The organism is Billgrantia tianxiuensis, assembly GCF_009834345.1.
Taxonomy (GTDB): domain Bacteria; phylum Pseudomonadota; class Gammaproteobacteria; order Pseudomonadales; family Halomonadaceae; genus Halomonas; species Halomonas tianxiuensis.
This window is the reverse complement of the sequence record NZ_CP035042.1, coordinates 4,736,185-4,758,361: the sequence shown is the minus strand read 5'-3', so window position 1 is coordinate 4,758,361 and position 22,177 is coordinate 4,736,185. Positions and strand designations below refer to the sequence as shown.

Here is a 22,177-nt window from a genome sequence, read left to right as displayed (position 1 = left end):
CCGTGGGAGTCGATCATGAAGTCCAACGCATCCCCCCGACCCGCCGACGCGGCGCTGGCACCGCAGGATGAGCGCCTGCGGAGGATCCCGTTCTGGAAGAAGGCGTTGAGCCGCCCCGAGCTTGGCGCGCTGGCCGGTACCATCCTGGTCCTGGGGTTCTTCCTCGTCGTCGCCAGGGAGACCGGCATGTTCACGCCATCCGGTGTCCTCAACTTCCTCGAGGTAGCGGCTCAGTTGGGCATCATCGCCACCGCGGCCGCACTACTGATGATCGGCGGTGAGTTCGACCTCTCCATCGGCTCGATGATCGGGCTGGCCGGCATCCTGATCGCCATCCCCGTGGTGCAATACGGCTGGCCGCTGTGGGCGGCGATTCTACTGGCCTTCTCCTGTGCGGCGCTGGTGGGCGCCACCAACGGCTACCTGGTCAACCGGACCGGGTTGCCGTCCTTCATCGTCACGCTGGGCTTCCTGTTCATCCTGCGCGGTCTGGCCATCGGCATCAGCCGTCTGCTGACAGGGCGCACCCAGATCGGCGGTATTCACCAGCACGTCCCCGGCGACTGGATGGCTGCCCTGTTCTCGGGCGAGGTCGCGACCGGGCTGTTCGGCTGGATGGCGGCGCAGGGCTGGATCGCCACCAATTTCGCCGGCAACCCGGTGGTCACCGGCATTCCGATCTCCATCGTCTGGTGGCTGGGCCTGACCGCCGTGGCGACCTGGGTCCTGCTCTGCACCCCCTACGGCAACTGGATCTTCGCCAGCGGTGGCGATGCCAATGCCGCGCGCAACTCCGGCGTCCCGGTGCATCGGGTCAAGGTCTCGCTGTTCGTGTTCACCGCCTTCTCGGCCACCGTCTTCGCCTGCCTGCAGGTCATGGATACCGGCTCGGCCGACACCATTCGCGGACTGCTCAAGGAGCTCGAGGCGATCATCGCCGTGGTGATCGGTGGTGCCCTGCTCACCGGCGGCTACGGCTCGGCGATCGGCGCGGCCCTGGGGGCGCTCATATTCGGCCTGGTGCAGATGGGGATCTTCTACACGGGGGTGAACACCGACTGGTTCCAGGTCTTCCTCGGCGCGATGCTGCTGGTGGCTGTGCTGTTCAACAATTTCATGCGCAAGAAGGCGATGGAGGCCAAGTGAAATGAGCGAACACACGCCGACAATCGAAATGCGCAACGTCAGCAAGCACTTCGGCAGCGTCATCGCCTTGAGCGACATCTCGATGGAAGTGCACGCCGGGGAGGTCATGTGCCTGCTCGGTGACAATGGCGCAGGCAAGTCGACGCTGATCAAGACGCTATCGGGCGTCTATCGGCCCACCGAGGGGAACTGCTCCTCGAGGGCAAGCCGGTCCGCTTCAAGTCGCCCGCCTACGCCCTGGATGCCGGCATCGCCACCGTCTATCAGGACCTGGCGATGATCCCGTTGATGTCGATCACGCGCAACTTCTTCATGGGCCGCGAACCCACGGTGGGGTGGGGGCCCTTCAAGCGCATCGACTGGAAGCATGCCGACCGAGTCGCCAAGCAGGAGATGGCCAAGATCGGCATCGACGTGCGCGACCCCGGCCAGCCGGTAGGCACGCTCTCGGGCGGCGAGCGGCAATGCGTGGCCATCGCTCGGGCGGTCTACTTCGGCGCCAAGGTCTTGATTCTCGACGAGCCGACCTCGGCGCTGGGGTCAAGCAGGCGTCGGTCGTGCTGCGCTACATCGCCAAGGCCCGGGCCGATGGCCTGGCGGTCATCTTCATTACCCACAACGTGCACCATGCCTACCCCGTGGCGGATGCCTTCACCCTGCTCAAGCGAGGTACCAGCCTGGGCACCTTCCGCAAGGAGGCGATAAGTCGCGAAGAGGTGCTCGACATGATGGCGGGGGGCGCCGAGATGGAGAGCCTCGATGCGGAGCTCGCCGAGTTCCAGCGCAGCGATCAGGAGAGCAAGGCGAAGCGAGACGGCAGGCCGGCGTCCCCCCTGGGCGGTGCCCAGCAGGCCCACGTCGCCGGCAATCATTGAAGGATTTCAGGAGGTTGGTATCGGGCGAGGACGAATACGCCCTGCTCCGTTTCGCGGGTGCCTTCACTCTTTGATTCCCTCGCCTCGGGCTCGCCCCGAGGCGAGCGTACGACATGCGACGTGGAGAGACGACATGCATGATTTCCAACACGACGACAGGCCGCTGGACCTGATCTGCCTCGGTCGCGTCGCCGTCGACCTCTATGCGCAGCAGCTCGGCAGCCGCCTGGAGGACGTCACCAGTTTCGCCAAGTACCTGGGCGGCAGCTCCGGCAACGTAGCCTACGGCACCGCCCGACTGGGGCTGAGGTCGGCCATGCTCTCGCGGGTGGGCAATGAGCAGATGGGCAGCTTCGTGCGCGAGGAGCTCGAGCGCGTCGGAGTCGACACCACGGCGTTGCAGACCGACCCGGAGCGCCATACCGGCCTGGTGCTGCTGGCGCTGAAGGATTGCGAGACGTTTCCCCTGCTTTTCTATCGTCGCGATTGCGCCGACATGGCTATCGACAGTGAAGAGATCGATCCGGCCTTCATCGGCCGCGCCCGGGCCTTGGCCATCACCGGCACCCATTTCTCCACCGAGGCGACTCGACGCGCTTGCCGCAAAGCACTGGACGCGGCCGGCGAACACGGCGTCAAGCGGGTACTGGACATCGACTATCGACCGGTGCTGTGGGGCCTGACGAGCCCTGGCGACGGCGAGACGCGCTTCGTCGCTGATGCCAAGGTCACCGCCGATCTGCAGCGTTGGCTACACGATTTCGACCTCATCGTGGGCACCGAGGAGGAGTTCCACATCGCCGGGGGCAGCACCGATACCCTGGCAGCGCTGCATGCGGTGCGCGAGGTCAGCGACGCCACCCTGGTGTGCAAGCTGGGTGCCCAGGGTTGCGTGATCTTCGAGGGCAGGATCCCCGATCGCATCGAGCAGGGCATCGTGGTCGAGGGTGTCCCGGTGGAGGTGCTCAACGTGCTGGGGGCCGGCGACGCCTTCATGAGCGGCCTGTTGCGGGGTTGGTTGAACGGCGAGGACTGGGCGACCAGTGCCACCTACGCCAATGCCTGCGGCGCTCTGGTGGTGTCGCGCCATGGCTGCGCGCCGGCCATGCCCACCGAAAAGGAGCTGTTCGACTATCTGGCCCGCCGCGACGCGGTGGCGCGCCCCGACAAGGACGAGCGCCTCAACCACCTGCATCGCGTCACCACCCGCTCGCCCAACGAGTGGCCGGAAGTGTGCGGCCTGGCCTTCGATCATCGGCGCCAGCTCACCGAGATGGCCCGCGACGTGCGGGCCGATTTGCGGCGCATTCCGGCGCTCAAGCGGCTGCTGGTACGTGCCGCCGAGAGCGGGGCTCGACAGGCCGGGATATCTCAGCCGGCCATTCTGGTCGACGACGTCTACGGTCAGGATGCACTCAACGATGCCACCGGCCGAGGCTGGTGGCTGGGACGCCCGGTGGAGTTGCCCGGCTCGCGCCCGCTGCGCTTCCAGCATGGCGACGACCTGGGCAGCCGGCTGCGCCACTGGCCGCGCGAGCACATCATCAAGTGCCTGGTGTTCTATCATCCGGACGACCCGCTGGCGCTGCGCCTGGACCAGGAAGCGCGCCTGCGCCAGCTCTACCGGGCCGCCTGCGAGAGCGGCCTGGAACTGCTGCTGGAAGTGATTCCGCCGGCCGACATGCCGGTGGACGACAGGACACTGCCGCGTAGCCTGCAGCGCTTCTATCACCTGGGCATACGTCCCGACTGGTGGAAGCTGCCGACGCTCTCGGACGCTGCCTGGCAGGCGGTCGGCCGGGTCATCGATGCACAGGACCCGCACTGCCGGGGCGTGGTGCTGCTGGGGCTGGATGCGCCCATGGATGAAATGAAGCGTGGCTTCGTGGCCGCGGCTCGCCAGCCTCAGTGCAAGGGCTTTACCGTGGGCCGGACGCTGTTTGCCGCCGCCAGCCGCGAATGGCTGGCGGGAGACATCGACGACGCTCAACTGATCGAGCGGGTGGCAGCCAACTATGCCGAACTGATCCAGGAGTGGCAGCGCCTGCGCCATGCCACTCCCCAGCGGGAGGAAGCACTGACATGAGCACCGTACGTCTGACCATGGCCCAGGCCCTGGTCCGCTACCTGGCGGTCCAGCGCATCGAGAGCGAGGGCCAGGAGACGCCTCTGTTCGCGGGTGTCTTCGCCATCTTCGGCCATGGCAACGTGGCCGGTCTCGGCGAAGCGCTCTATCACGTCCGGGATGCGCTGCCGACACTGCGCGCCCACAACGAGCAGACCATGGCCCATGCCGCCATCGCCTTCGCCAAGGCGCACGGGCGGCGACGCATGATGGCCGCGACCAGCTCCATCGGACCGGGGGCGACCAACATGGTCACTGCCGCCGCGCTGGCCCACGCCAACCGACTGCCGGTGCTGTTGCTGCCCGGCGATACCTTCGCCACTCGCGAGCCCGACCCGGTGCTGCAACAGGTCGAGCACTTCGGCGACCCGACCATAACGGTCAACGACTGCTTTCGCCCGGTATCGCGCTACTTCGACCGCATCACCCGCCCCGAGCAACTGCTGACCAGCCTGCCCCAGGCGATCGCCACGCTGCTCGACCCCGAGCACTGCGGCCCGGCGACCCTGGCACTGCCCCAGGACGTGCAGACCTTCGCCTACGACTATCCCGAGGCCTTCTTCGCCCCGAGGGTTCATCGCATCCGTCGTCCCCAGTCGGACCCCTGGGAGCTCAAGGCGGCCATCGCTGCTCTGGCCGGCGCCGAGCGCCCGCTGATCATCGCCGGTGGCGGGGTGCACTATGCCGACGCCTGTGCGCGGCTCGCCGATTTCGCCCAGGCTCATGGCGTACCGGTGGCCGAGACCCAGGCCGGCAAGGGGGCCCTGCCCGAAGTTCACCCTTGCGCGATGGGCGCCATCGGCGTCACCGGCAGCGAGGCTGCCAATCGCCTGGCCGAGCAGGCCGATGTCATCCTGGCCGTGGGCACGCGGCTCCAGGACTTCACGACGGGATCGCGCGCGCTGTTCGAGCGCGACGACCTGACCCTGGTGGCCCTGAACGTGGGTCGCTTCGATAGTCTTAAGCACCGCGCTTTGCCGTTGACCGGCGATGCCCGCGATGGCCTGGGGACACTCGATGCAAGGCTTGCCGAGTGGCGCGCCAGCGACGCTTGGCGCGAGCGGGCAGACAGCCTCAAGCGGGCATGGGCAGAAGTAGTGGCGCGGGTCACCGCCGACGATGGCCGCGACCTGCCTACCGATGCCCAGGTGATCGGTGCCGTCAATCGCCAGGCCGGCGAGGATGGCACGGTGGTGTGCGCCGCCGGCGGGCTGCCCGGTGAGCTGCACAAGCTGTGGCAGTGCGCTGGCCCCGGCAGCTATCACGTGGAGTACGGCTACTCCTGCATGGGGTATGAGATCGCCGGTGGCCTGGGGGTCAAGATGGCCCGGCCCGAGCGTGAGGTGTTCGTCATGGTGGGTGACGGCAGCTACCTGATGCACAACTCGGAACTCGCCACCTCGGTGATGCTGGGTCACAAGCTGATCGTGGTGGTGCTCGACAATCGCGGCTTCGGCTGCATCAACCGCCTGCAGCAGGTGACTGGCGGCGCCGGTTTCAACAACCTGCTGGCGGACTGTCGCTCGGTGCCGGAGGGGGCGCCCAGGACCGACTTCGCCGCCCATGCCCGCGCGCTGGGTTGCCAGGCCGAGAGCGTGCGCGGCATTGCCGGGCTGGAGCAGGCGCTGGTGCGTGCTCGCCAGGCCAGCGGCACCTACGTCATCGCTCTCGACACCGATCCGCTGCCCAGCACCGATGAGGGCGGCGCCTGGTGGGACGTGGCGGTACCCGAGGTCTCCGAGCGCGAGCAAGTCCGCCAGGCGTATGCGGGGTACAGCAAGGCCAAGCAGCGTCAGCAGCGCTGAATCCATTCGATAAAGGACATGGCGAGCGGCCCCGGCCGCTTCGCCAAGGAGCATGCCGATGAGCCGTGTACGCTTGGGGATCAATCCCCTCACCTGGACTAACGACGACCTGCCGAGCCTCGGCGCCGACACGCCGCTGGAGGTATGCCTCGAGGAGGGGCGCGAGGCCGGCTTCTCCGGTTTCGAACTCGGCAACAAGTTTCCCCGCACGCCCGAGGCGCTCTCCGAGGTGCTGGATCGATTCGATCTGGCGCTGGTCTCCGGCTGGTACTCTGCCCGGTTGCTCGAGCGCAGCCCTGAGGAGGAGATCGCGGCCGTCCAGGATCATCTCGACCTGCTCAAGCAGTGCGGCGCCAAGGTGATGGTGTTCTGCGAAGTGAGTCGCTGCATCCACGGCGACCGGGGCGTTCCCCTCTCGCAGCGGCCGCATCTGGACGATGCCGACTGGCGGCGTCTCACCGAAGGGTTGAACGTGGTGGGCGACTACCTCGGCGAACAGGGCATCCACCTGGCGTACCACCATCACCTGGGCACCGTGGTGGAGAGCCAGCAGGACGTCGAGCGCATGCTCGACAATACCCGCGACGGCGTGGGCCTGCTGCTCGACCTGGGCCACCTGCGCGGCGCCGACGGTGACCCTCTCGCTATCGCCCGGCGCTACGCATCGCGGATCAGACACGTGCACTGCAAGGACGTGCGCTATCCAGTCCTCGAGGAGCTGCGCAATCGCGACAAGAGCTTCCTCGACGCCGTCCTCGATGGTCTCTTCACCGTGCCGGGCGATGGCGACGTCGACTTCCTGCCCACCCTGACCCACCTGCGCGAGACCGGCTACCGAGGCTGGCTGGTGGTGGAGGCTGAACAGGACCCCGAGATTGCGCATCCTCTCACCTATGCCCACATGGGGTATCGCAATCTGCGCGCCCTGGCCGAGCAGGCCGGGTTCCGGATCATCGATTGATCTTCCCATGCTACCCGCGACGTGGTTCATGGCCCCGTTTCGTTCCGCGGACTTGTCAGGAGAGCGGTCAGGATGCAGACGCTGAAGTTCGGTCTTATTGGTACCGGCTACATGGGCAAGGCCCATGCGATCGCCCTTAGGGCCGCTCCCACCGTCTTCCCGTTGCCCGCCCACCCGGTCTGCGAACTGTTGGCCGAGGTCGATGGCGAGCTGGCCGCGCGCAAGGCTCGTGAGTTGGGCTTCGCCCGAGCCACCGGCGACTGGAAGGCGTTGGTAAGCGACCCCGAGGTCGATGTGGTAGACATCTGCTCGCCCAACTACCTGCACAAGGAGATGGCGCTTGCCGCCATTGAGGCGGGTAAGCACGTCTATGCCGAGAAGCCCTTGGCGCTTTCCTCCGCCGATGCTCAGGAGATGGTGGAGGCCGCGGAAAGGGCCGGGGTCAAGACCCTGGTGGGCTTCAACTATATCCGTAACTCGGCCACCCAACTGGCCCGGGAGATTATCGCCAGTGGCGAGATTGGTGAGCTGATCCACTTCCGCGGCCGCCATAACGAAGACTATATGAGCGATCCCGCCAAACCGCTGGACTGGCATGCCCAGCGGGTTACCGCCGGCGCCGGGGCCCTGGGGGACGTGGGATCGCATATTCTCAACATGGCGGAATACCTGACCGGCCAGCGAATCAGCGAAGTATTCGGCCAACTGCAGACGGTGATACCCAGGCGACCTTTGCCTGATGGCAGGGGTGGTATGGGGGAGGTCGAAAACGATGACCAGGCTCAGGCGTTGCTGCGCTTCGATGGTGGCCTGATCGGTAATATCGAGACTTCCCGGGTGGCTACCGGACGCAAGATGGGGCTGGCCTACACCATTATCGGCACCAACGGCTCGATAATCTTCGACCAGGAGCGCATGAGCGAGCTGCAGCTCTACAAGCACGCTGGGCCTGAGGGACGCCGCGGTTTCCGCACGCTGCTGATGGGCCCCGAGCACCCCGACTATGCCGCGTTCAGCCCGGCCGCCGGCCATGGGCTGGGCTACAACGACCAGAAGATCATTGAGATCCGCGATCTGGTGGAAGGCATCGTAGCTGGCAAGCCTCTCTATCCCGATTTCCGCGAGGCCTGGCGGGTCAACCGCATGATCAATGCGATTGAGCGCTCTCATGCCGAGGGCAGGTGGGTGTCCGTCTAGCCCCTGCCCGGCCTTTGCCCCCCATCGCTTACCTTGACTACGCTGAAAAGGTACATCCATGGAATGGGAGGTATGTCATGAAACACTATGGATTGGGATGTCGAAGTGTTCTTGTGGCCTGTGCGATGGCGCTGATGCTGGCCTTGGCTGGCTGCGGTACCACTACCGGTGAGCGTGCTGCCAGCGGTGCCGGCGTTGGGGCCGCCGTGGGCGGTGCCGCAGGTGCTGCCACGGGAGGCAGCGTGGTACGCGGTGCGGCGATCGGCGCCGGGGCGGGTGCCGTGACCGGGGCGGCTACCGACGAGGACGATATCGACCTCGACGATTGATTTGCCACCAGCACGACAGAGCCGAACGAACCGCGCCTGCCCATGGCAGGCGCGGTTCTTTCCGTTTAGCGTCGTTTCCGTCTAACGCTCCATCTGTCTAACGGGATTCGGGGATATGCCAGGTCTCGGGGCAGTCGCTGCTGCGGAACAGGCGCTGGGCGGTGGTGGCGTTGCGCCGCTCGGCCAGCGCTTCGCGACCCTCGCTGAGGGTGTCCATCATTCCTGGCTGTGGATGGCGCACGGTCAGCAGCGTCAGCCCATCCTCGCGGTTGATTTCGTAATCGGCCTCGAGCGAGTCGATCAGCTGCTCGAGCCGCTCGGGCTTGTTGTCGAGACAGAGGGCGAAGCGCATGGCGCTGCTGTCGACCAGATTGGCATGCAGGCCGGCTTCCACCAGCCGGCCGAGAATGTCGTGCTGGCGCGGCTCGTCCATGAAGGCGAAATCGCGCGGCAGCACCTCTATCCAGACCTGCTCTTCACGCAGGATGCAGGAGGGCGCCTCGGCATCGAAACGGCGCTCGGCGTCGATCACGCTGGGTGTGGCATCGGGCGTCTCGAAGGAGCGCACCGTCAGCGGAATCGACTTCTCCTGCAGCGGCCCCAAGGTCTTGGGGTGGATTACCTTGGCTCCATGCCAGGCCAGTTCGGTGGCCTCGGCGTAGGAGAGGCGCTCGAGCTGTATGGCGTTGTCGAAGCGCCTGGGGTCGGCGTTGAACAGGCCGGTGACGTCCTTCCAGATCACCACCTCGCGGGCATCGAGGCAGTGGGCGAAGATCGCCGCGCTGAAGTCCGAGCCTTCACGACCCAGGGTGGTGGCATCACCATGCTCGGTGCCGCCGATGAAGCCTTGGGTCAGCGCTACGCATTCGCTGCCCCTCAGGCGCTCGCGAATGGCGTCGGCGGTGGCGGCCCAGTCGAGGTTGGCGGCCTGATGACAGGCGTCGGTGCGCACCAGTTCGCGGGCATCGTGCCAGTCGGTGGCGATACCGCAGTGGTTGAGCCAGGCCGCGACGATGGTGGTGGAGATCAGCTCGCCGTAGCACACGGTCTGGTCGTAGTGCCTGGCATAGGGGCTGGCTCGGTGCTTGCGGTGCAGTGCGTCGAGCTCGTCGAACAGGGCGTCGACGCGCTCGGCCGGTGAGTCACGAGAATCGCCGAACAGCGCCTCCATCGCCTCGTGGTGGTCGGCCTGCAAGGCCTCGAAGCATTCACGGTAGGCGTCTTCCTTGCCTTCACTGCGGGCGGCGGCAAGCAGCGCTTCCAGCTTGTTGGTGGTCTTGCCCATGGCCGAGACCACCACGATCAAGGGTCGATCCGTGTGCTCCTCGAGCAGCGGGGTCAGGTGGCGTATGGCATCGGCATCCTTGATCGAGGCGCCGCCGAACTTGAATACGGTCGTCATGTCGGGCTCTCCCTGTCTGGTGACGTCGTGCCCTACACCATGGGTCATAACGCCGGCTGGGGAAAGGGGAGGCCGGCACGCCGTGCAAATGGCGGTGCAGATACGAAAAAAGCCCCCGCGGGGGCTTTTTCTTGCTGATGCGCTTAGCTTAGGCGGTCTCTGTAAGCCTCATAGCCGAACGTCTTCACCGTGCGCACCTCGCGGCTGACCTCGTCCACCCGGCAGATCGACGGCAGGCGAATGCCGTTGAAGGTGGTGGTCTTGACCATGGTGTAGTGGGCCATGTCGGTGAACACCAGGCGATCGCCGATGGCCAGCGGTGCGTCGAACGAGTAGCTGCCGATCACGTCGCCGGCGAGACACGTCGTGCCGCCCAGGCGATAGGTATGGGCCTTCTCGCCCGGCTCGCCGGCACCGATGATCTGCGGCCGGTAGGGCATCTCGAGTACGTCAGGCATGTGCGCGGTGGCCGAGGTGTCGAGGATGGCATTGGGACCGTCGTTGTCGACGATATCCAGCACCGTGCAGACCAGGTAGCCGGTGTTCAGCGCAATCGCTTCGCCGGGCTCTAGATACACGGTGAGGTGGGGGTGGCGCTGGCGGAAGCCGCGAATCACCCGTACCAGCCGCTCGACATCGTAGTCGGGGCGGGTGATGTGATGTCCGCCGCCGAAATTGACCCACTGCTTGTCGGCGAGATAGCCCCCGAACTTGGCCTCGAAAGCCTCCAGCGTGCGCTCCAGGGCGTCGCTGTTCTGCTCGCACAGGGTATGGAAGTGCAGGCCCTCTAGCCCCTCGAGGTCGGCACCCATGAAGTCCGCTGCCCGCGTGCCCAGCCGTGAGCCGGGCGCGCAGGGGTCGTAGATGGCCACCTTGCCTTCGGAGTACTCCGGGTTCACCCGCAGCCCGCAGGAGACCTTGCGCGGAGCCGCCGCGACGCTATCGCGGAAGCGCTGCCATTGCCCCGGGGAGTTGAAGCTGATGTGGTCGGCATACTGCAGTACCACCTCCATCTCCTCGGCGGTGAAGGCCGGCGAGTAGACGTGCACCTCGCCGCCGAAGGTCTCCGCACCCAGGCGCGCTTCGTCCTGCCCACTGGCGGTGGTGCCCACCAGGTACTGGCTCACCAGCGGGAAGGTGTCCCACATGGCGAAGCCCTTCAGCGCGAGCAGGATCCGTGCACCGCTCTCCTCCTGGACCTGCTTGAGCAGCTCCAGGTTACGGCGCAACAGTGCATCGTCGACCACATAGGCCGGCGAAGGGCAGGCGTCGATGTCGAACGGGTAGGCCGGCTTGCCCATGTCGCTTGGTGCCATGGCGGATTAGGCCAGCGGGTCGTGATCGGGGTCGAGCTCGACCACCTGCCACGGCAGGCCCATGTCACCGATGCGTTCCATGAAGGGGTCGGGGTCGAGCTGCTCGACGTTGAACACGCCCGCGCCCTTCCAGATCCCTTCCAGCATCAGCATGGCGCCGGTCACCGCCGGCACGCCGGTGGTGTAGGAGATCGCTTGGGACTGCACCTCGCGGTAGCAGGCCTCGTGGTCGCAGATGTTGTAGATGTACACCTTGCGCCGCTTGCCGTCCTTGATGCCGTCGGCAATGATGCCGATGTTGGTCTTGCCCTTGGTTCGCGGACCCAGCGAGGCCGGGTCGGGCAGCACCGCCTTGAGGAACTCCAGCGGGGCGATCCTGGCACCGCCCACTTCGATCGGCTCGATGCTGGTCATGCCGACGTTCTCGAGCACCTTGAGGTGGGTGATGTACTTCTCGGAGAAGGTCATCCAGAAACGGATGCGCTCCAGCCCCTTGATGTTCTGGCTGAGCGACTCGAGCTCCTCGTGGTAGAGCAGGTAGATGTCCTTCTCGCCGATGCCGTCGAAGTCGAACTTGCGCTTCACCGCCAGCGGGTCGGTCTCCTTCCACTCGCCCTTCTCCCAGTAGCGACCCTTCGCGGTGATCTCGCGAATGTTGATCTCCGGGTTGAAGTTGGTGGCGAAGGGGTAGCCGTGGTCGCCGCCGTTGGCATCGAGGATGTCGATGCGGTGGATCTCGTCGAACAGGTTCTTCTGGGCGTAGGCGCAGTAGATGTTGGTCATGCCCGGGTCGAAGCCGCAGCCCAGGGTGGCCATGTTGCCCGCCTCGGCGTAGCGATCGTGGAACGCCCACTGCTCCTTGTACTCGAACTTGGCCTCGTCCGGATGCTCGTAGTTGGCGGTGTCGAGGTAGGGCACGCCGGTCTTGAGGCATGCCTCCATGATGGTCAGGTCCTGATAGGGCAGGGCCACGTGGATCAGCACGTCCGGTTTGAACGACTCGATCAGCGCAACCAGGGCCTCGACGCTATCGGCGTCCACCTGGGCCGTCTGGATCGGACGATCCAACTGAGCTGCGATGGCCTTGCACTTGTCTTCGTTGCGACTGGCCAGGCAGATCTCGCTGAACACTTCGGGATGCTGTGCACACTTGTGGGTGACGACGCCTCCGACGCCACCGGCGCCGATAATCAGGACTTTGCTCATGGGCCTCTCGAATCCAGATCGGGGATGTGTATGAAAGCGTAGGGTCTTATCGGAGTTTCGGCCATCTCGTATGCCCGTGCCCGATGCCACCCCGGTCTCGCTCGTCGCTTGCGCGCAGATAATGGCCCCCTGTGAAGCTGAGGGCAAGTGATTTTCTCGTGACCCATTAGACCAAAGCAGGGGGTAGGGGCGGGGCTGGCCGAAAAGTGAGCGCGCATGCGGGTTCGCTGGGTGTCGCCACTCCCTTTCCGACACTCGTTTGACCATTATCGAGCGTCGATAACCTGCGTTATGAATCTCTATATAAGCTTGTGTTTTAGTATGACGCCACTTAACCACAAGCCGGAGAGGCAGAGTGTGACCCTACTCGACAGTGTAGTGATGCAGGGGCTTGGTCGTCACGCCGTGTTGACGGCGGAGGACAAGGCCCTGTTGCTGGGCCTCGAGCTCAATCCAAGGCGCGTGTCGGCCGGGGAAGTGCTATGGCAGGAGAGTGCGGACGTGGACCTGTTCTGCGTGATCAAGGAGGGCTGGGCCTACTCCTACCGCAATCTTGGCAACGGATCGATGCAGATACTGAAGGTCTACCTGCCCGGCGACATCATCGGCATGCGTGACTTCGGCTTCACGCGCCGGTTGGCCGGTGTGGCGATGATCAATGACGGCGTGATCAGTCCGTTCACACATCAGCAGCTCTTCGAACTCTTTGGACGCTCGCCGGCCTTGGCTGCCGGTATCATGGCGACGGCGGTGCGGCAGCAGGCGATTCTCACCGAGCGGCTGGTTTACCTGGGGCGGTATGCCGCCCATGAGCGGCTGGCGCACTTTCTCTACGAGCTTTATTTGCGCCTCAAGCGGATCGGGGCGGTAGAAGAAAACGGCTTTCATATGCCGCTCTCCCAAGAGCAGATCGGCGATGCCCTGGGGCTGAGTGCTGTGCACGTGAGCCGCACCTTCTCCATGCTGCGCGACGAGGGCCTGGTGATCCGTGATCGCCAGCACACGGTTCTGCCCGACCCGGACGCCCTGGCTCGGCTGGTAGAGTTCAACGGTACCTATATCGACGAAGCCTTGCCCCCCGTCTTCCAGAGCTTCGCTTGACGGCGTCGCTTCATGCCCAGTCGGACCTGAGCCCAGGTGGTAGCAGAAACGAAAAAAGCACCCAGAGGGTGCTTTTTTCGTTTGCTTGATTGGTGGAGGCGGCGGGGATCGGGCTCGCGGTATTTTATAAAATCAACGACTTATAATGACTGTCTGACGAGAAACTGACTACCAGGCAGTACGGCGCGAGACACCTCCCTCTCCTCAGCGGGCTCTAAGCTACGCTTAGGCTCAATTCCCTTTCCTTGGATTGCCCTATAGGTTAGTATGTGTAAATGTGGGGGTAATGATAAGTTGCTGCCCCGAACCAAGATGATTATGCTATGAAGCAGAGAAAGATATGAAAGAACGTTTCGAGAATCCGCCGCTGCGTGAAATTATCGCGGAGTTGACGTGGGATCAGCATGAAGAATATGCGGGGCAGGATCCTTCTGAACCCGTGTATCATCAAGCTTATGAAGAAACGTTTAATGAGTTCCTCGACAAAGTTGGGGAGCGAGGCTATACAAGGTCTGAAAGACTCATACCTGCAAATTTCCCATGTCCGCCAGCGCAAGTGGTTTTGCGGGCAAGGCATTCGAATTACCGAAAGGGTAAGGATGTCGCGTCTAGAACCTTATATCAAATGGGGATGGGCGTATTTACTGTTAATGCCGTGCCACCTTATGAATCATGGGAAGAATTTTCTCCTCTAGTTGAAGATGGACTGGAAGATTTTTTGCATATGTCCCTTCCAGGAGGCCAGCCGGAAGGATTTAGGCTGAAATTAAGGTATATAAATGCTTTCGGCAAGGATTTGGTTAGTGATAAAAGTCACAAAGATTTTTTGCAAGACGCTTTAGGAGTTTCAGTCAATCTTCCAGAGACGGTTATAGATCAAGTAGATGGTCAATTTGAGCTTCCTCTTTTGGATGTTGTCCTGCCTCTGGGCTTTGGCAATATGAAGTTGCGTTTCGCCAAGGGATTGGCAAATGATGAACAAGTTTATATTTTTGACCTTACCATAAGTTACTCGCAGGAATATAAGTCAGATTTAAGTGAAATAATGCAAGCCTTTTCAATGGGGCGTAATAGCATACATCATGTTTTTATAAATATTACAAAGAATTTACATAAAAAAATGGGGCTTAGAGGAGATATGTCATGAATGGTGCGCTTGCGGTACGTACTGAATCGGACTCTTTGCTATTTCACTCGCGTGGCATTTCTTATGACTTAGATGTTTATGAAGATGGTGGGGCAAGCACAGAGAATTTATACCTAGCCTTAGCGAATGAGCGCTTTTTGCTGAGCTGTCGGTCAGTTGACGCGCTTAGTGGGATGACTCTCATCCCCAGATTGCCAATTCATAGAACTTTAGGCTTAAGTTTTGACGAGATTTATGACACAGTTAGCGTCATAAGCGACTCAATAACTAAAAATTTTCATCATGAGTCGAAAAGCCTTCCGAACAGTGAAGCGTTATCAATTTTTGAAGTAAATCTTAGTAAGCACTGTTCTGAAAGATTGGCAATGTTATTCAATTGTCCTGAAGGCTGGGATGGTGACAATGCAAAAACTTTATCTTATAACTCTTTGCTTTTAAGCCTGCAGCTTCTTGGTAGGCTATCACTTAAAAAGCAAGGGGATAAGGCAAGTGTGTTTATGGACCACGATGGATATATTTCTATCGCGTGGCCAACCGATGAAGATGAGAATATGATTGAAATATTCTTTCGGCCAAATGAAATCAACGTTTATACTGACGTAGACGATGAGGATGTTTTTTTTGCAAATGTAAGTGATGGTTTAATACAGCATATTGCGCGTTACATGTGATGGGTCGTTTTTGGTATGGACTTGCAGAAGATTTTGAGCCGCAAATGCTTAGAAGACGATGAAAATCTGTTGTTAGCGTTATATCCGCCTTCATACGATTCTGAAAAAGGCATAGTAACAAAGAGTGCGTTTAAAAATAACGGTACTTCTGTGAGTAGAAAGTCAATCTTAAGCGTGGATGATATTTTGCAAATACTAGACTTTCAGTTAAGTAAACCTGGGAGGCGTATAGAAGGATACGGGTGCATAATGGTGGCTGCAGTTAAGGAAGCTGCTAAAGCAAGTGAGGAGTTATATATAGAAGTGACGGAAGACCCCGTTGCAGATAACGAAGCACATGCTGAGATTATTGCCTTTGATAGTAAGGATAAACAAGGATTAAAGAAAAAAATACCAAATCCAGTCGCAAAAGAGATCTGCCGCTCTTTAAAAATTACGAAAAGATAAGCGGCTTTTAAATTCACAGAATCATGCATAGAGTTTTTGCTCGCTAACATTCCTGCCTGACTGTTCGTTGTAGGTATCCAGCCCGCATAGATCCGCGCCGTGGTTACCACGCTGGCATGCCCCATCTGATTTGATACCCACGCCAGTGGCTCGCCGGCGGAAACCATCATCGAGGCGTAGGTGGGGCGCGTCTGGTAGGGGCGGCGGTACCCACGCCGGCGCGCTTGAGAGCGTAGGTCCACATCGTCTTGCGGATCGCCTGGTCGCCGGTCCAGGGCTCGCCTGTTCGAGGATTGATGAAGCCCCTGCCACTCGGGTGCAGGAAGCTGATGGGCTTCTGTGCCTTCAGTGCCTCGAGGGCGCGGGGCGGCAGGTCGATGGTACGAGTGCCGGCGATGATCTTGGTGGTTTCGGCGAGGCCTGGGTGATGGCTCGCGTAACCTTGAACCGCTTGCCCTTCCAGTCGATATCGTCCCACTCAAGGGCGACAAGCTCGGACGTGCGCAGCCCGGTCCAGAACGCGAATTGTATAACCGGGCGACCGTCTGGTGGTAGCGCCTCGAGGATCGCGGCTTGTTCCTCAGCGGCGAACGGGTCGATGGCCTCCTCTTCCTTCGGCAGCTCTTGGCGCCGGTAGTGCCAGCCGGCCGATTAAACTGTATTAACTCGTCGTGCATGGCGTCATTCAGTGCGGTGCGCAGGGGCCCGATGAGGTTGGAGATCCGCTTGTTCGTGCAGGTGAGCGTGGCTGCCTAGTCGCGCATGTGCCGCGGCGCAGTTTGGCTAGTAGCAGGTGGCCGATTAATTGGCCTTAAGGCGGAGCGCATCTCCCGCTATGAGTTGGGGGCGCGTTTGAGCTGTGCCGAAAGTCGACCAAGTCATGCCCAAAGAAACGAAAAAAGCACCCAGAGGGTGCTTTTTTCGCTTGATTGGTGGAGGCGGCGGGGATCGAACCCGCGTCCGCCGGCACTCGCTCTTCGGCTCTACATGCTTAGGTCCGTCTTTTCATTTAACGCCACTGGCTCCGACGGGCAGGATCCAGCGACGCGATTCCTCGAAGGTTTAGCGATTGACGAGAGGACGTCGCCAACCGCGATCCCATCATTTTTAGCTCGTATCCCCTCCGCGATGAATGGGCACATCGCTTTGGGGCCGGACTAACCGCTAGCAGGTTTTAAGCTGCCAGGGCGCCCTGAGCGTAGGTGTCGTCGTTTGCGACTATTTAGTCGTGATGTTGGATTTACGAGATACATCACGCTCTCGGCATGCACCTAGGAGGTTGTCACCGGCGTCGAAGCCATGTCGCCCCCGTAGCAGGCCCATCATATCAGCATGGGCACTTCTATGACACCTGCCGGGTGGGTTGGTTCCACGCATTCCCCGATTCTTGCCGATTTCGGGGAACCAGCCACGGTGTCATCTACTATGACCGTTCAGGCCTTGACGTGTTCCCGCATGATGCGGCCTTTCTGGCGCTGCCAGTCGCGATCCTTCTCGGTGGCGCGCTTGTCGTGCAGCTTCTTGCCCGTCACCAGGGCCAGCTCGCACTTCACCCGGTTGCCTTTCCAGTAGAGCTTGAGCGGTACGCAGGTGTGCCCCTTCTCCTGGGAGCGCGAGAAGATCTTGGCGATCTCCTTCTTGTGCAGCAACAGCTTGCGCGTACGCGAGGGATCGGCGATCTCGTGGGTGCTTGCGGTGTTGAGCGGCGTGATGTGGCTGCCCAGCAGCCACGCCTCGCCGTCCTTCACCAGGATGTAGGTGTCGGTGAGCTGGGCCTTGCCGGCGCGCAGGCTCTTCACCTCCCAGCCGGCCAGCACCAGGCCGGCCTCGAAGGTCTCGTCGATGTGATACTCGAAGCGAGCCTTTTTGTTCTGGGCGATGACGTTACTGCCGGGACCCTTGCCCTTGCCTTTCTTGTTGGCCATGGAACCTCATGTCATGTTCTTGCCTGGGGCAACGCTTCCTTCGATATGGGGGGAAGCGTGATACCATTCAAGGCGTGAAATAACCGCTCATGATACGCCCTGGGCACTGTGAAGTCAGCGGAGAGCTCAATGCCAATGGTCAATCGGTCCGCCCTGGTGCGGCACACCCCACAGGACATGTTCGAACTGGTCAACGACTTCGAGCGCTACCCGGAGTTCTTGCCGGGCTGTCGGCGGGCGCGGCTGCTCGAGCGCGACGAGTCGCATCTGATCGGCGAGATGACCCTGGGGCGGGCGGGAATCGAGCAGAGCTTCACCACTCGTAACGACCTGATCGAGCCCGAGCGCATCGAAATGTCGCTGGTCAGCGGTCCTTTCAAGCGCCTGCGCGGTCGCTGGCTGTTCCTGCCAATGGGTGAGGGCGCCTGCAAGGTATGTCTGGAGATGGAATTCGAGTTCGCCAACCGGCTGCTGGGCATGGCCTTCGGCAAGCTGTTCCAGCAGGTGGCGGGGCAACTTGTCGACGCTTTCACTCGGCGGGCCGATGAAATCTATGGCCGCTGAGGCGAGGCTCGAGGTGGAGGTCGCCTTTGCGCTGCCGGACAGGCAGCGTATCGTGACGCTCGAAGTGCCGATGGGCACCACCGCCCGCCAGGCCGTGGCTCTGGCGGAACTGGACAGGCTCTTTCCCGAGGTTTCACCCGAGACCTTTGCCGCCGCCGACCTGGGGATCTTCGGCAAGCCGCTGCGCGACCCCGAGACGCATCGCCTGCGTGCCGGCGACCGGGTCGAAGTCTACCGACCGCTCGAACTCGATCCCAAGGAAGCGCGTGCCCGGCGCGCCGAACGCACCGGGCGCTAGCGAAGCAACGGCGTTACATACCCAACGGTTCGCTGGAGGCCGGCTCACCGCCTTGCGGCAGGGTGCCTCCCGCGTCTGGCGCGCGCTCCGGCGCGGCTTGCGGCTGGCTCTCGGGCAGCATGCCGGCGGGGTCGGCACTTTCGGCTGCGGGGCCGATATCGTCCTGCGCCCGCAGCTCGATGTCCTCGGAGAAGTCCCCTTCCTGCTGCACGTTGACCAGGCGGTCGCCGGCGAAGGTGAGCGTCAGCCGACGCTGCTGCACGCCGCCGTAGGCTTCGTCGAGGCGGAACACGTAGTCCCACTGGTTGGCATCGAAGGGCGCTTCCAGCAGCGGCCTGCCCAGCAGGTCGACGACCTGGGCGCGGCTAAGGCCGGGCTGGAGCTGCTGGACCATGCCCTCGGTGATGTAGTTGCCCTGGGGAAGGTCGCGCTTGTAGACGCAGCCGCTGACGACAGTCAGGGCGATGACGAGAGGGAGGGTTTTGATCAGCTTTTGCATTTGTGTCCGTTCTTCACTATCGTGGATTCGGTCGATCATACCCGACCCTACCTGATACTGCGAAGAGCGAACATGGCCGACCAGAACCATGAACTGCGCAAGGCAGGCCTCAAGGTCACCTTGCCCCGAGTGAAGATCCTGCAGATCCTCGAGAATGCCACGGGCCAGCACCACCTGAGCGCCGAGGATGTCTACAAGACCCTGCTGGAAGCTGGGGAAGACGTCGGTCTGGCTACCGTCTATCGCGTGCTGACCCAATTCGAGTCGGCGGGCTTGGTGATTCGTCACAACTTCGATGGCGGCCATGCCGTGTTCGAGATCTCCCAGGAGGAGCACCACGACCATATGGTGTGCCTCGACAGTGGCGAGATCATCGAGTTCTTCGACGAGACCATCGAGCGCCGCCAGCAGGAGATTGCCGAGGAGCATGGCTTCGAGCTCGTCGACCATGCCCTGGTACTCTATGTGCGTCCACGCGGCTCCAATGCCACGCGCCAAGAAGGTTCACCGCGCAAGTGACACGCGTGTGAGTGCCGAATCAGCGCCATGGCGGCCCGATCCTCGATCGGGGCCGCTTGCGTTAGGGGGCTGGCGCGGGTTAGTGGGCGGCACCCTGCTGGCTGGCATCCAGCATTTCCCGGGCATGGGCCAGGGTGCGGTCGGAGAGGTTGACCCCGCCGAGCATGCGCGCCAGCTCGCCGACTCGACCGGCCTCGTCGAGCAGGGCCATGCGCGTCAGGGTGGTGTCGCGCTTGGCCTGCTTCTCGATATGCAGGTGATGGTGGGCCTGGGCCGCCACTTGGGGCAGATGGGTCACGGTCATCACTTGGCCGTTCTCGCCCAGCCGGCGCAGCAGCTGACCGACGATCTCGGCGGTGGCGCCGGAAATGCCCACGTCCACTTCGTCGAATACCAGGCTGGGAATGGTCGAGTGCTGGGCCGCGACTACCTGGATCGCCAGGCTGATGCGTGACAGCTCGCCGCCGGAGGCGACCTTGGCCAGTGGTCGCGGTGGCTGGCCGGGGTTGGCGCTGATCAGGAAGCGTACCTCCTCCATGCCCTCGGCCTGGGGACTCTGGCGGGTTTCCACGGCCACCTCGAAGCGCGCCTTGCCCATGGCCAGGAAGGCGAGTTGTTCCTGCACCGCCTTGCCGAAGCGTCCTGCCGCCTGTCGGCGGGTCTCGCCCACCTGGCGTGCCAGCTCGCGCCAACTGTCGCGCAGCGTTTCCACTTCGCTGCGCAGCGCTTCCAGATCGTGCTTTCCTCCCTCGAGGCCCTCCAGCTCGGCCTGAAGCTTGCGATGCAGCGCGGGCAGCTCCTCGGGCATCACGTGGTGATTGCGCGCGATACGGTGCACCTCGCCCAGGCGCGACTCCACCCAGGCCAGCCGCTCCGGATCGAGTTCGGTGGCGTCGGCGAAGCGATGCAGCTCGCGTACGGCCTCCTCGACCTGAATGCGCGCCTCGCCCAGCATGGCGATGATCTCGGCCAGCGCACCGCGATCGCTGCCCGGCAGCGGGTCGAGTCGATGAGTCGCCTGATGTAGCAGCGTCAGCACGCCGTTTTCATCGTTGTCGCAGCATTCGGCGGCGATCTGCGCCTCGCGCAGCGTCTCCTCGGCATGGGCGAGCTGCTCCTGCTCGTGCTCCAGGGTGGCAAGCTCGTCTTCGCCCAGGGCCAGGGCGTCCAGCTCCTCGACCTGGTAGCGCAGCAGTTGGCGACGCGCCTGCACCTCATCCCCACTCTCGGTCAGCTGCCTCAGGCGACGCCGGGCCGCCTGCCAGCGGCGGAAGGTCTCGCCGAGCTGATTGACGGCGCTGCGGTTGCCGGCGAAGTCGTCGAGCAGGCGCAGGTGGGTCTCTTCGCGCAGCAGCAACTGGTGGGCGTGCTGGCCATGGATCTCGACCAGATGCTCGCCGAGTGCCTTGAGGTCGGCCACAGTGGCCGGCTGACCGTTGATCCATGCCTTGGAACGTCCGTTCGCGGTCACCACGCGGCGCAGCAGACAGTCGTCGGCGGGCAGCTCGCGCTCCTCGAGCCAGCGCCGGGCGGCCGGCAGGGCGGCGATGTCGAAGCGCGCGCTGAGGTCGGCGCGCTCGCAGCCATGGCGCACGCTGCCGGCATCGGCGCGCTCGCCCAGGCACAGCCCCAGGGCGCCGAGCAGGATCGACTTGCCGGCACCGGTTTCTCCGGTGATGGCGGTCATGCCGCCGGCAAGCTCCAGGTCGAGAGTGTCGACGATGGCGAAATCGCGAATGGCAAGCTGCGTCAGCATGGGGCCTCCGATAGCCGCGGCAAGGCTGGATATCCATACACGTTATTGCGTTTTTATACAGTAGTCGAGTCCGGCGCTCAATACATGTCATGCAGTATCGCGGATCACTTGAGATTGTCGTGAGCACCCCCATATAGGCCGCAGACCGTAAGGCTTTCACCGAATCGAAACCGTTCCGACCCCGCAGGGTCGGCGTTGCTTCAGGAGATGCGCATGGCTAAAGAACCCCAGACCCCGCTTGACGATGAGCTGGCTCGGCGTGAAGAGGAGGCCCAGCCGGAGCCGATGGAAGGCGAGCTGGACGACGCGGTCGGCGTCGGGGAGGACGAGGCCGTGGCATCCGAGGAGCCGACGACGGTGAGCGACAATCCCGAGGCCGACATGCTGGCCGCTCAGGTGGAAGAGCTGGAGCAGAGTCTGGCCGAGGCCAAGGACCAGGCGCTGCGTGCCGCCGCCGAGGCCCAGAACGTGCGCCGCCGTGCCGAACAGGAGGCCGAGAAGGCGCGCAAGTTCGCCCTGGAGCGCTTCGTCAAGGAGTTGCTGCCGGTGGTCGACAGCCTGGAGAAGGCGCTCGAGGCCATGGGCGAAGACGCCAGCGAAGCCCATCGCGAGGGGGTGGCCATGACGCTGAAGATGCAGCAGGACGTGCTGGCCAAGTTCGGTGTCGAGACGGTCGACCCTGCCGGCGAGCCGTTCGACCCGCAGTATCACGAGGCCATGGCCATGGTGCCCAATCCCGAGCTCGAGCCCAACAGCGTGATGGAAGTGATCCAGCGGGGCTATCTGCTCAACGGGCGCCTGGTTCGCCCGGCGATGGTGGTGGTCAGTCAGGCCGCCAGTTGAGGCCGGCCGGATAAAACGGGGGCGGGGCTTGAAAAGCTTCCTGGC

General features: G+C 62.7%; 21 protein-coding genes, 1 other RNA gene and 1 pseudogene. 15 read left to right on the top strand and 8 right to left on the bottom strand.

Annotated features, from left to right (window positions below):
- Positions 1-15: 15 nt before the first annotated feature.
- The 7 genes and pseudogenes from EKK97_RS22300 (at position 16) to EKK97_RS22270 (ending at position 8,438) form a co-directional block, all read left to right on the top strand.
- Positions 16-1,146, top strand: a complete 1,131-nt coding sequence (locus EKK97_RS22300; RefSeq protein ID WP_159555319.1) for an ABC transporter permease — start codon at positions 16-18, stop codon at positions 1,144-1,146.
- A gap of 1 nt (position 1,147) precedes the next feature.
- A pseudogene (locus tag EKK97_RS26220) lies at positions 1,148-2,021 on the top strand (ATP-binding cassette domain-containing protein).
- A 133-nt stretch (positions 2,022-2,154) separates the two neighbouring features.
- Positions 2,155-4,107, top strand: coding sequence for a bifunctional 5-dehydro-2-deoxygluconokinase/5-dehydro-2-deoxyphosphogluconate aldolase (locus EKK97_RS22290; RefSeq protein ID WP_159555317.1), 1,953 nt, complete (start codon positions 2,155-2,157; stop codon positions 4,105-4,107).
- On the top strand, positions 4,104-5,951 hold the full coding sequence (gene iolD, locus EKK97_RS22285) for a 3D-(3,5/4)-trihydroxycyclohexane-1,2-dione acylhydrolase (decyclizing) (RefSeq protein ID WP_159555315.1): 1,848 nt from the start codon (positions 4,104-4,106) through the stop codon (positions 5,949-5,951). Before EKK97_RS22290 ends, iolD begins: the two co-directional genes overlap by 4 nt.
- A gap of 58 nt (positions 5,952-6,009) precedes the next feature.
- A complete protein-coding gene (gene iolE / locus EKK97_RS22280; RefSeq protein WP_159555313.1) occupies positions 6,010-6,912 on the top strand; it encodes a myo-inosose-2 dehydratase in 903 nt (300 codons plus the stop codon).
- Between the two features lie 72 nt (positions 6,913-6,984).
- On the top strand, positions 6,985-8,109 hold the full coding sequence (locus tag EKK97_RS22275) for a Gfo/Idh/MocA family protein (RefSeq protein WP_159555311.1): 1,125 nt from the start codon (positions 6,985-6,987) through the stop codon (positions 8,107-8,109).
- 77 nt (positions 8,110-8,186) lie between these two features.
- On the top strand, positions 8,187-8,438 hold the full coding sequence (locus EKK97_RS22270) for a hypothetical protein (protein WP_159555309.1): 252 nt from the start codon (positions 8,187-8,189) through the stop codon (positions 8,436-8,438).
- A 97-nt stretch (positions 8,439-8,535) separates the two neighbouring features.
- Here the strand turns inward: EKK97_RS22270 and EKK97_RS22265 are convergent, their stop codons facing one another.
- The 3 genes from EKK97_RS22265 to EKK97_RS22255 form a co-directional block, all read right to left on the bottom strand.
- On the bottom strand, positions 8,536-9,840 hold the full coding sequence (locus tag EKK97_RS22265; protein ID WP_159555307.1) for an aspartate kinase: 1,305 nt from the start codon (positions 9,838-9,840) through the stop codon (positions 8,536-8,538).
- Between the two features lie 143 nt (positions 9,841-9,983).
- Complete coding sequence (gene nspC / locus EKK97_RS22260; RefSeq protein ID WP_234287201.1) at positions 9,984-11,156, bottom strand: carboxynorspermidine decarboxylase; 1,173 nt, start codon at positions 11,154-11,156, stop codon at positions 9,984-9,986.
- A gap of 6 nt (positions 11,157-11,162) precedes the next feature.
- A complete protein-coding gene (locus EKK97_RS22255; protein WP_159555305.1) occupies positions 11,163-12,362 on the bottom strand; it encodes a saccharopine dehydrogenase family protein in 1,200 nt (399 codons plus the stop codon).
- 357 nt (positions 12,363-12,719) lie between these two features.
- On the opposite strand from EKK97_RS22255, the gene EKK97_RS22250 reads away from it, so the two are divergent.
- From EKK97_RS22250 to EKK97_RS22235, 4 genes are all read left to right on the top strand, one after another.
- On the top strand, positions 12,720-13,463 hold the full coding sequence (locus tag EKK97_RS22250; protein ID WP_234287200.1) for a Crp/Fnr family transcriptional regulator: 744 nt from the start codon (positions 12,720-12,722) through the stop codon (positions 13,461-13,463).
- A gap of 340 nt (positions 13,464-13,803) precedes the next feature.
- Complete coding sequence (locus EKK97_RS22245; RefSeq protein ID WP_159555303.1) at positions 13,804-14,610, top strand: TIGR04255 family protein; 807 nt, start codon at positions 13,804-13,806, stop codon at positions 14,608-14,610.
- The gene (locus tag EKK97_RS22240) at positions 14,607-15,281 is read left to right on the top strand and encodes a hypothetical protein (RefSeq protein ID WP_159555301.1); all 675 of its coding nucleotides are present in this window, start codon (positions 14,607-14,609) and stop codon (positions 15,279-15,281) included. The genes EKK97_RS22245 and EKK97_RS22240 overlap by 4 nt, the downstream gene beginning before the upstream one ends.
- Before the next feature lie 15 nt (positions 15,282-15,296).
- Positions 15,297-15,728, top strand: coding sequence for a hypothetical protein (locus EKK97_RS22235; protein WP_159555299.1), 432 nt, complete (start codon positions 15,297-15,299; stop codon positions 15,726-15,728).
- 166 nt (positions 15,729-15,894) lie between these two features.
- Here the strand turns inward: EKK97_RS22235 and EKK97_RS25180 are convergent, their stop codons facing one another.
- From EKK97_RS25180 to smpB, 3 genes are all read right to left on the bottom strand, one after another.
- Positions 15,895-16,206 carry a hypothetical protein gene (locus EKK97_RS25180; protein WP_234287199.1) on the bottom strand — a complete coding sequence of 104 codons (312 nt, stop codon included), beginning with the start codon at positions 16,204-16,206 and terminating at the stop codon, positions 15,895-15,897.
- Between the two features lie 452 nt (positions 16,207-16,658).
- Positions 16,659-17,038: a transfer-messenger RNA gene (ssrA, locus tag EKK97_RS22225) on the bottom strand.
- A gap of 123 nt (positions 17,039-17,161) precedes the next feature.
- Positions 17,162-17,653, bottom strand: coding sequence for an SsrA-binding protein SmpB (gene smpB / locus EKK97_RS22220; protein ID WP_159555297.1), 492 nt, complete (start codon positions 17,651-17,653; stop codon positions 17,162-17,164).
- A 129-nt stretch (positions 17,654-17,782) separates the two neighbouring features.
- Between smpB and EKK97_RS22215 the strand changes: the two genes are divergently transcribed.
- Together EKK97_RS22215 and EKK97_RS22210 are read left to right on the top strand one after the other, a co-directional pair.
- The gene (locus tag EKK97_RS22215; protein ID WP_159555295.1) at positions 17,783-18,217 is read left to right on the top strand and encodes a type II toxin-antitoxin system RatA family toxin; all 435 of its coding nucleotides are present in this window, start codon (positions 17,783-17,785) and stop codon (positions 18,215-18,217) included.
- A complete protein-coding gene (locus EKK97_RS22210) occupies positions 18,207-18,515 on the top strand; it encodes an RnfH family protein (RefSeq protein ID WP_159555906.1) in 309 nt (102 codons plus the stop codon). Before EKK97_RS22215 ends, EKK97_RS22210 begins: the two co-directional genes overlap by 11 nt.
- 13 nt (positions 18,516-18,528) lie before the next feature.
- Here EKK97_RS22210 and EKK97_RS22205 read toward each other — a convergent pair whose 3' ends face one another.
- Positions 18,529-19,014 (bottom strand): outer membrane protein assembly factor BamE, encoded by a 486-nt coding sequence (locus tag EKK97_RS22205; RefSeq protein WP_159555293.1) that lies wholly within the window; start codon positions 19,012-19,014, stop codon positions 18,529-18,531.
- A gap of 72 nt (positions 19,015-19,086) precedes the next feature.
- On the opposite strand from EKK97_RS22205, the gene fur reads away from it, so the two are divergent.
- Positions 19,087-19,533 carry a ferric iron uptake transcriptional regulator gene (gene fur / locus EKK97_RS22200; protein WP_159555291.1) on the top strand — a complete coding sequence of 149 codons (447 nt, stop codon included), beginning with the start codon at positions 19,087-19,089 and terminating at the stop codon, positions 19,531-19,533.
- A gap of 79 nt (positions 19,534-19,612) precedes the next feature.
- Here the strand turns inward: fur and recN are convergent, their stop codons facing one another.
- A complete protein-coding gene (gene recN / locus EKK97_RS22195) occupies positions 19,613-21,289 on the bottom strand; it encodes a DNA repair protein RecN (RefSeq protein WP_159555289.1) in 1,677 nt (558 codons plus the stop codon).
- Positions 21,290-21,502: 213 nt separating this feature from the next.
- Here recN and grpE point away from each other — a divergent pair, with 213 nt between their 5' ends.
- On the top strand, positions 21,503-22,132 hold the full coding sequence (grpE, locus tag EKK97_RS22190) for a nucleotide exchange factor GrpE (protein ID WP_159555287.1): 630 nt from the start codon (positions 21,503-21,505) through the stop codon (positions 22,130-22,132).
- Positions 22,133-22,177 lie beyond the last annotated feature (45 nt).

What these genes read in the sequence shown, in the direction of transcription:
- EKK97_RS22265 (WP_159555307.1), bottom strand. Translation starts at nt 9,840, where the DNA reads ATGACGACCGTATTCAAGTTCGGCGGCGCCTCGATCAAGGATGCCGAT.
- EKK97_RS22215 (WP_159555295.1), top strand. Translation starts at nt 17,783, where the DNA reads ATGCCAATGGTCAATCGGTCCGCCCTGGTGCGGCACACCCCACAGGAC.
- EKK97_RS22255 (WP_159555305.1), bottom strand. Translation starts at nt 12,362, where the DNA reads ATGAGCAAAGTCCTGATTATCGGCGCCGGTGGCGTCGGAGGCGTCGTC.
- nspC (WP_234287201.1), bottom strand. Translation starts at nt 11,156, where the DNA reads ATGGCACCAAGCGACATGGGCAAGCCGGCCTACCCGTTCGACATCGAC.
- EKK97_RS22275 (WP_159555311.1), top strand. Translation starts at nt 6,985, where the DNA reads ATGCAGACGCTGAAGTTCGGTCTTATTGGTACCGGCTACATGGGCAAG.
- recN (WP_159555289.1), bottom strand. Translation starts at nt 21,289, where the DNA reads ATGCTGACGCAGCTTGCCATTCGCGATTTCGCCATCGTCGACACTCTC.
- smpB (WP_159555297.1), bottom strand. Translation starts at nt 17,653, where the DNA reads ATGGCCAACAAGAAAGGCAAGGGCAAGGGTCCCGGCAGTAACGTCATC.
- EKK97_RS22210 (WP_159555906.1), top strand. Translation starts at nt 18,207, where the DNA reads ATGGCCGCTGAGGCGAGGCTCGAGGTGGAGGTCGCCTTTGCGCTGCCG.
- EKK97_RS22235 (WP_159555299.1), top strand. Translation starts at nt 15,297, where the DNA reads ATGGACTTGCAGAAGATTTTGAGCCGCAAATGCTTAGAAGACGATGAA.
- EKK97_RS22245 (WP_159555303.1), top strand. Translation starts at nt 13,804, where the DNA reads ATGAAAGAACGTTTCGAGAATCCGCCGCTGCGTGAAATTATCGCGGAG.
- grpE (WP_159555287.1), top strand. Translation starts at nt 21,503, where the DNA reads ATGGCTAAAGAACCCCAGACCCCGCTTGACGATGAGCTGGCTCGGCGT.
- iolD (WP_159555315.1), top strand. Translation starts at nt 4,104, where the DNA reads ATGAGCACCGTACGTCTGACCATGGCCCAGGCCCTGGTCCGCTACCTG.
- EKK97_RS22270 (WP_159555309.1), top strand. Translation starts at nt 8,187, where the DNA reads ATGAAACACTATGGATTGGGATGTCGAAGTGTTCTTGTGGCCTGTGCG.
- iolE (WP_159555313.1), top strand. Translation starts at nt 6,010, where the DNA reads ATGAGCCGTGTACGCTTGGGGATCAATCCCCTCACCTGGACTAACGAC.
- EKK97_RS22300 (WP_159555319.1), top strand. Translation starts at nt 16, where the DNA reads ATGAAGTCCAACGCATCCCCCCGACCCGCCGACGCGGCGCTGGCACCG.
- fur (WP_159555291.1), top strand. Translation starts at nt 19,087, where the DNA reads ATGGCCGACCAGAACCATGAACTGCGCAAGGCAGGCCTCAAGGTCACC.
- EKK97_RS22205 (WP_159555293.1), bottom strand. Translation starts at nt 19,014, where the DNA reads ATGCAAAAGCTGATCAAAACCCTCCCTCTCGTCATCGCCCTGACTGTC.
- EKK97_RS22240 (WP_159555301.1), top strand. Translation starts at nt 14,607, where the DNA reads ATGAATGGTGCGCTTGCGGTACGTACTGAATCGGACTCTTTGCTATTT.
- EKK97_RS22290 (WP_159555317.1), top strand. Translation starts at nt 2,155, where the DNA reads ATGCATGATTTCCAACACGACGACAGGCCGCTGGACCTGATCTGCCTC.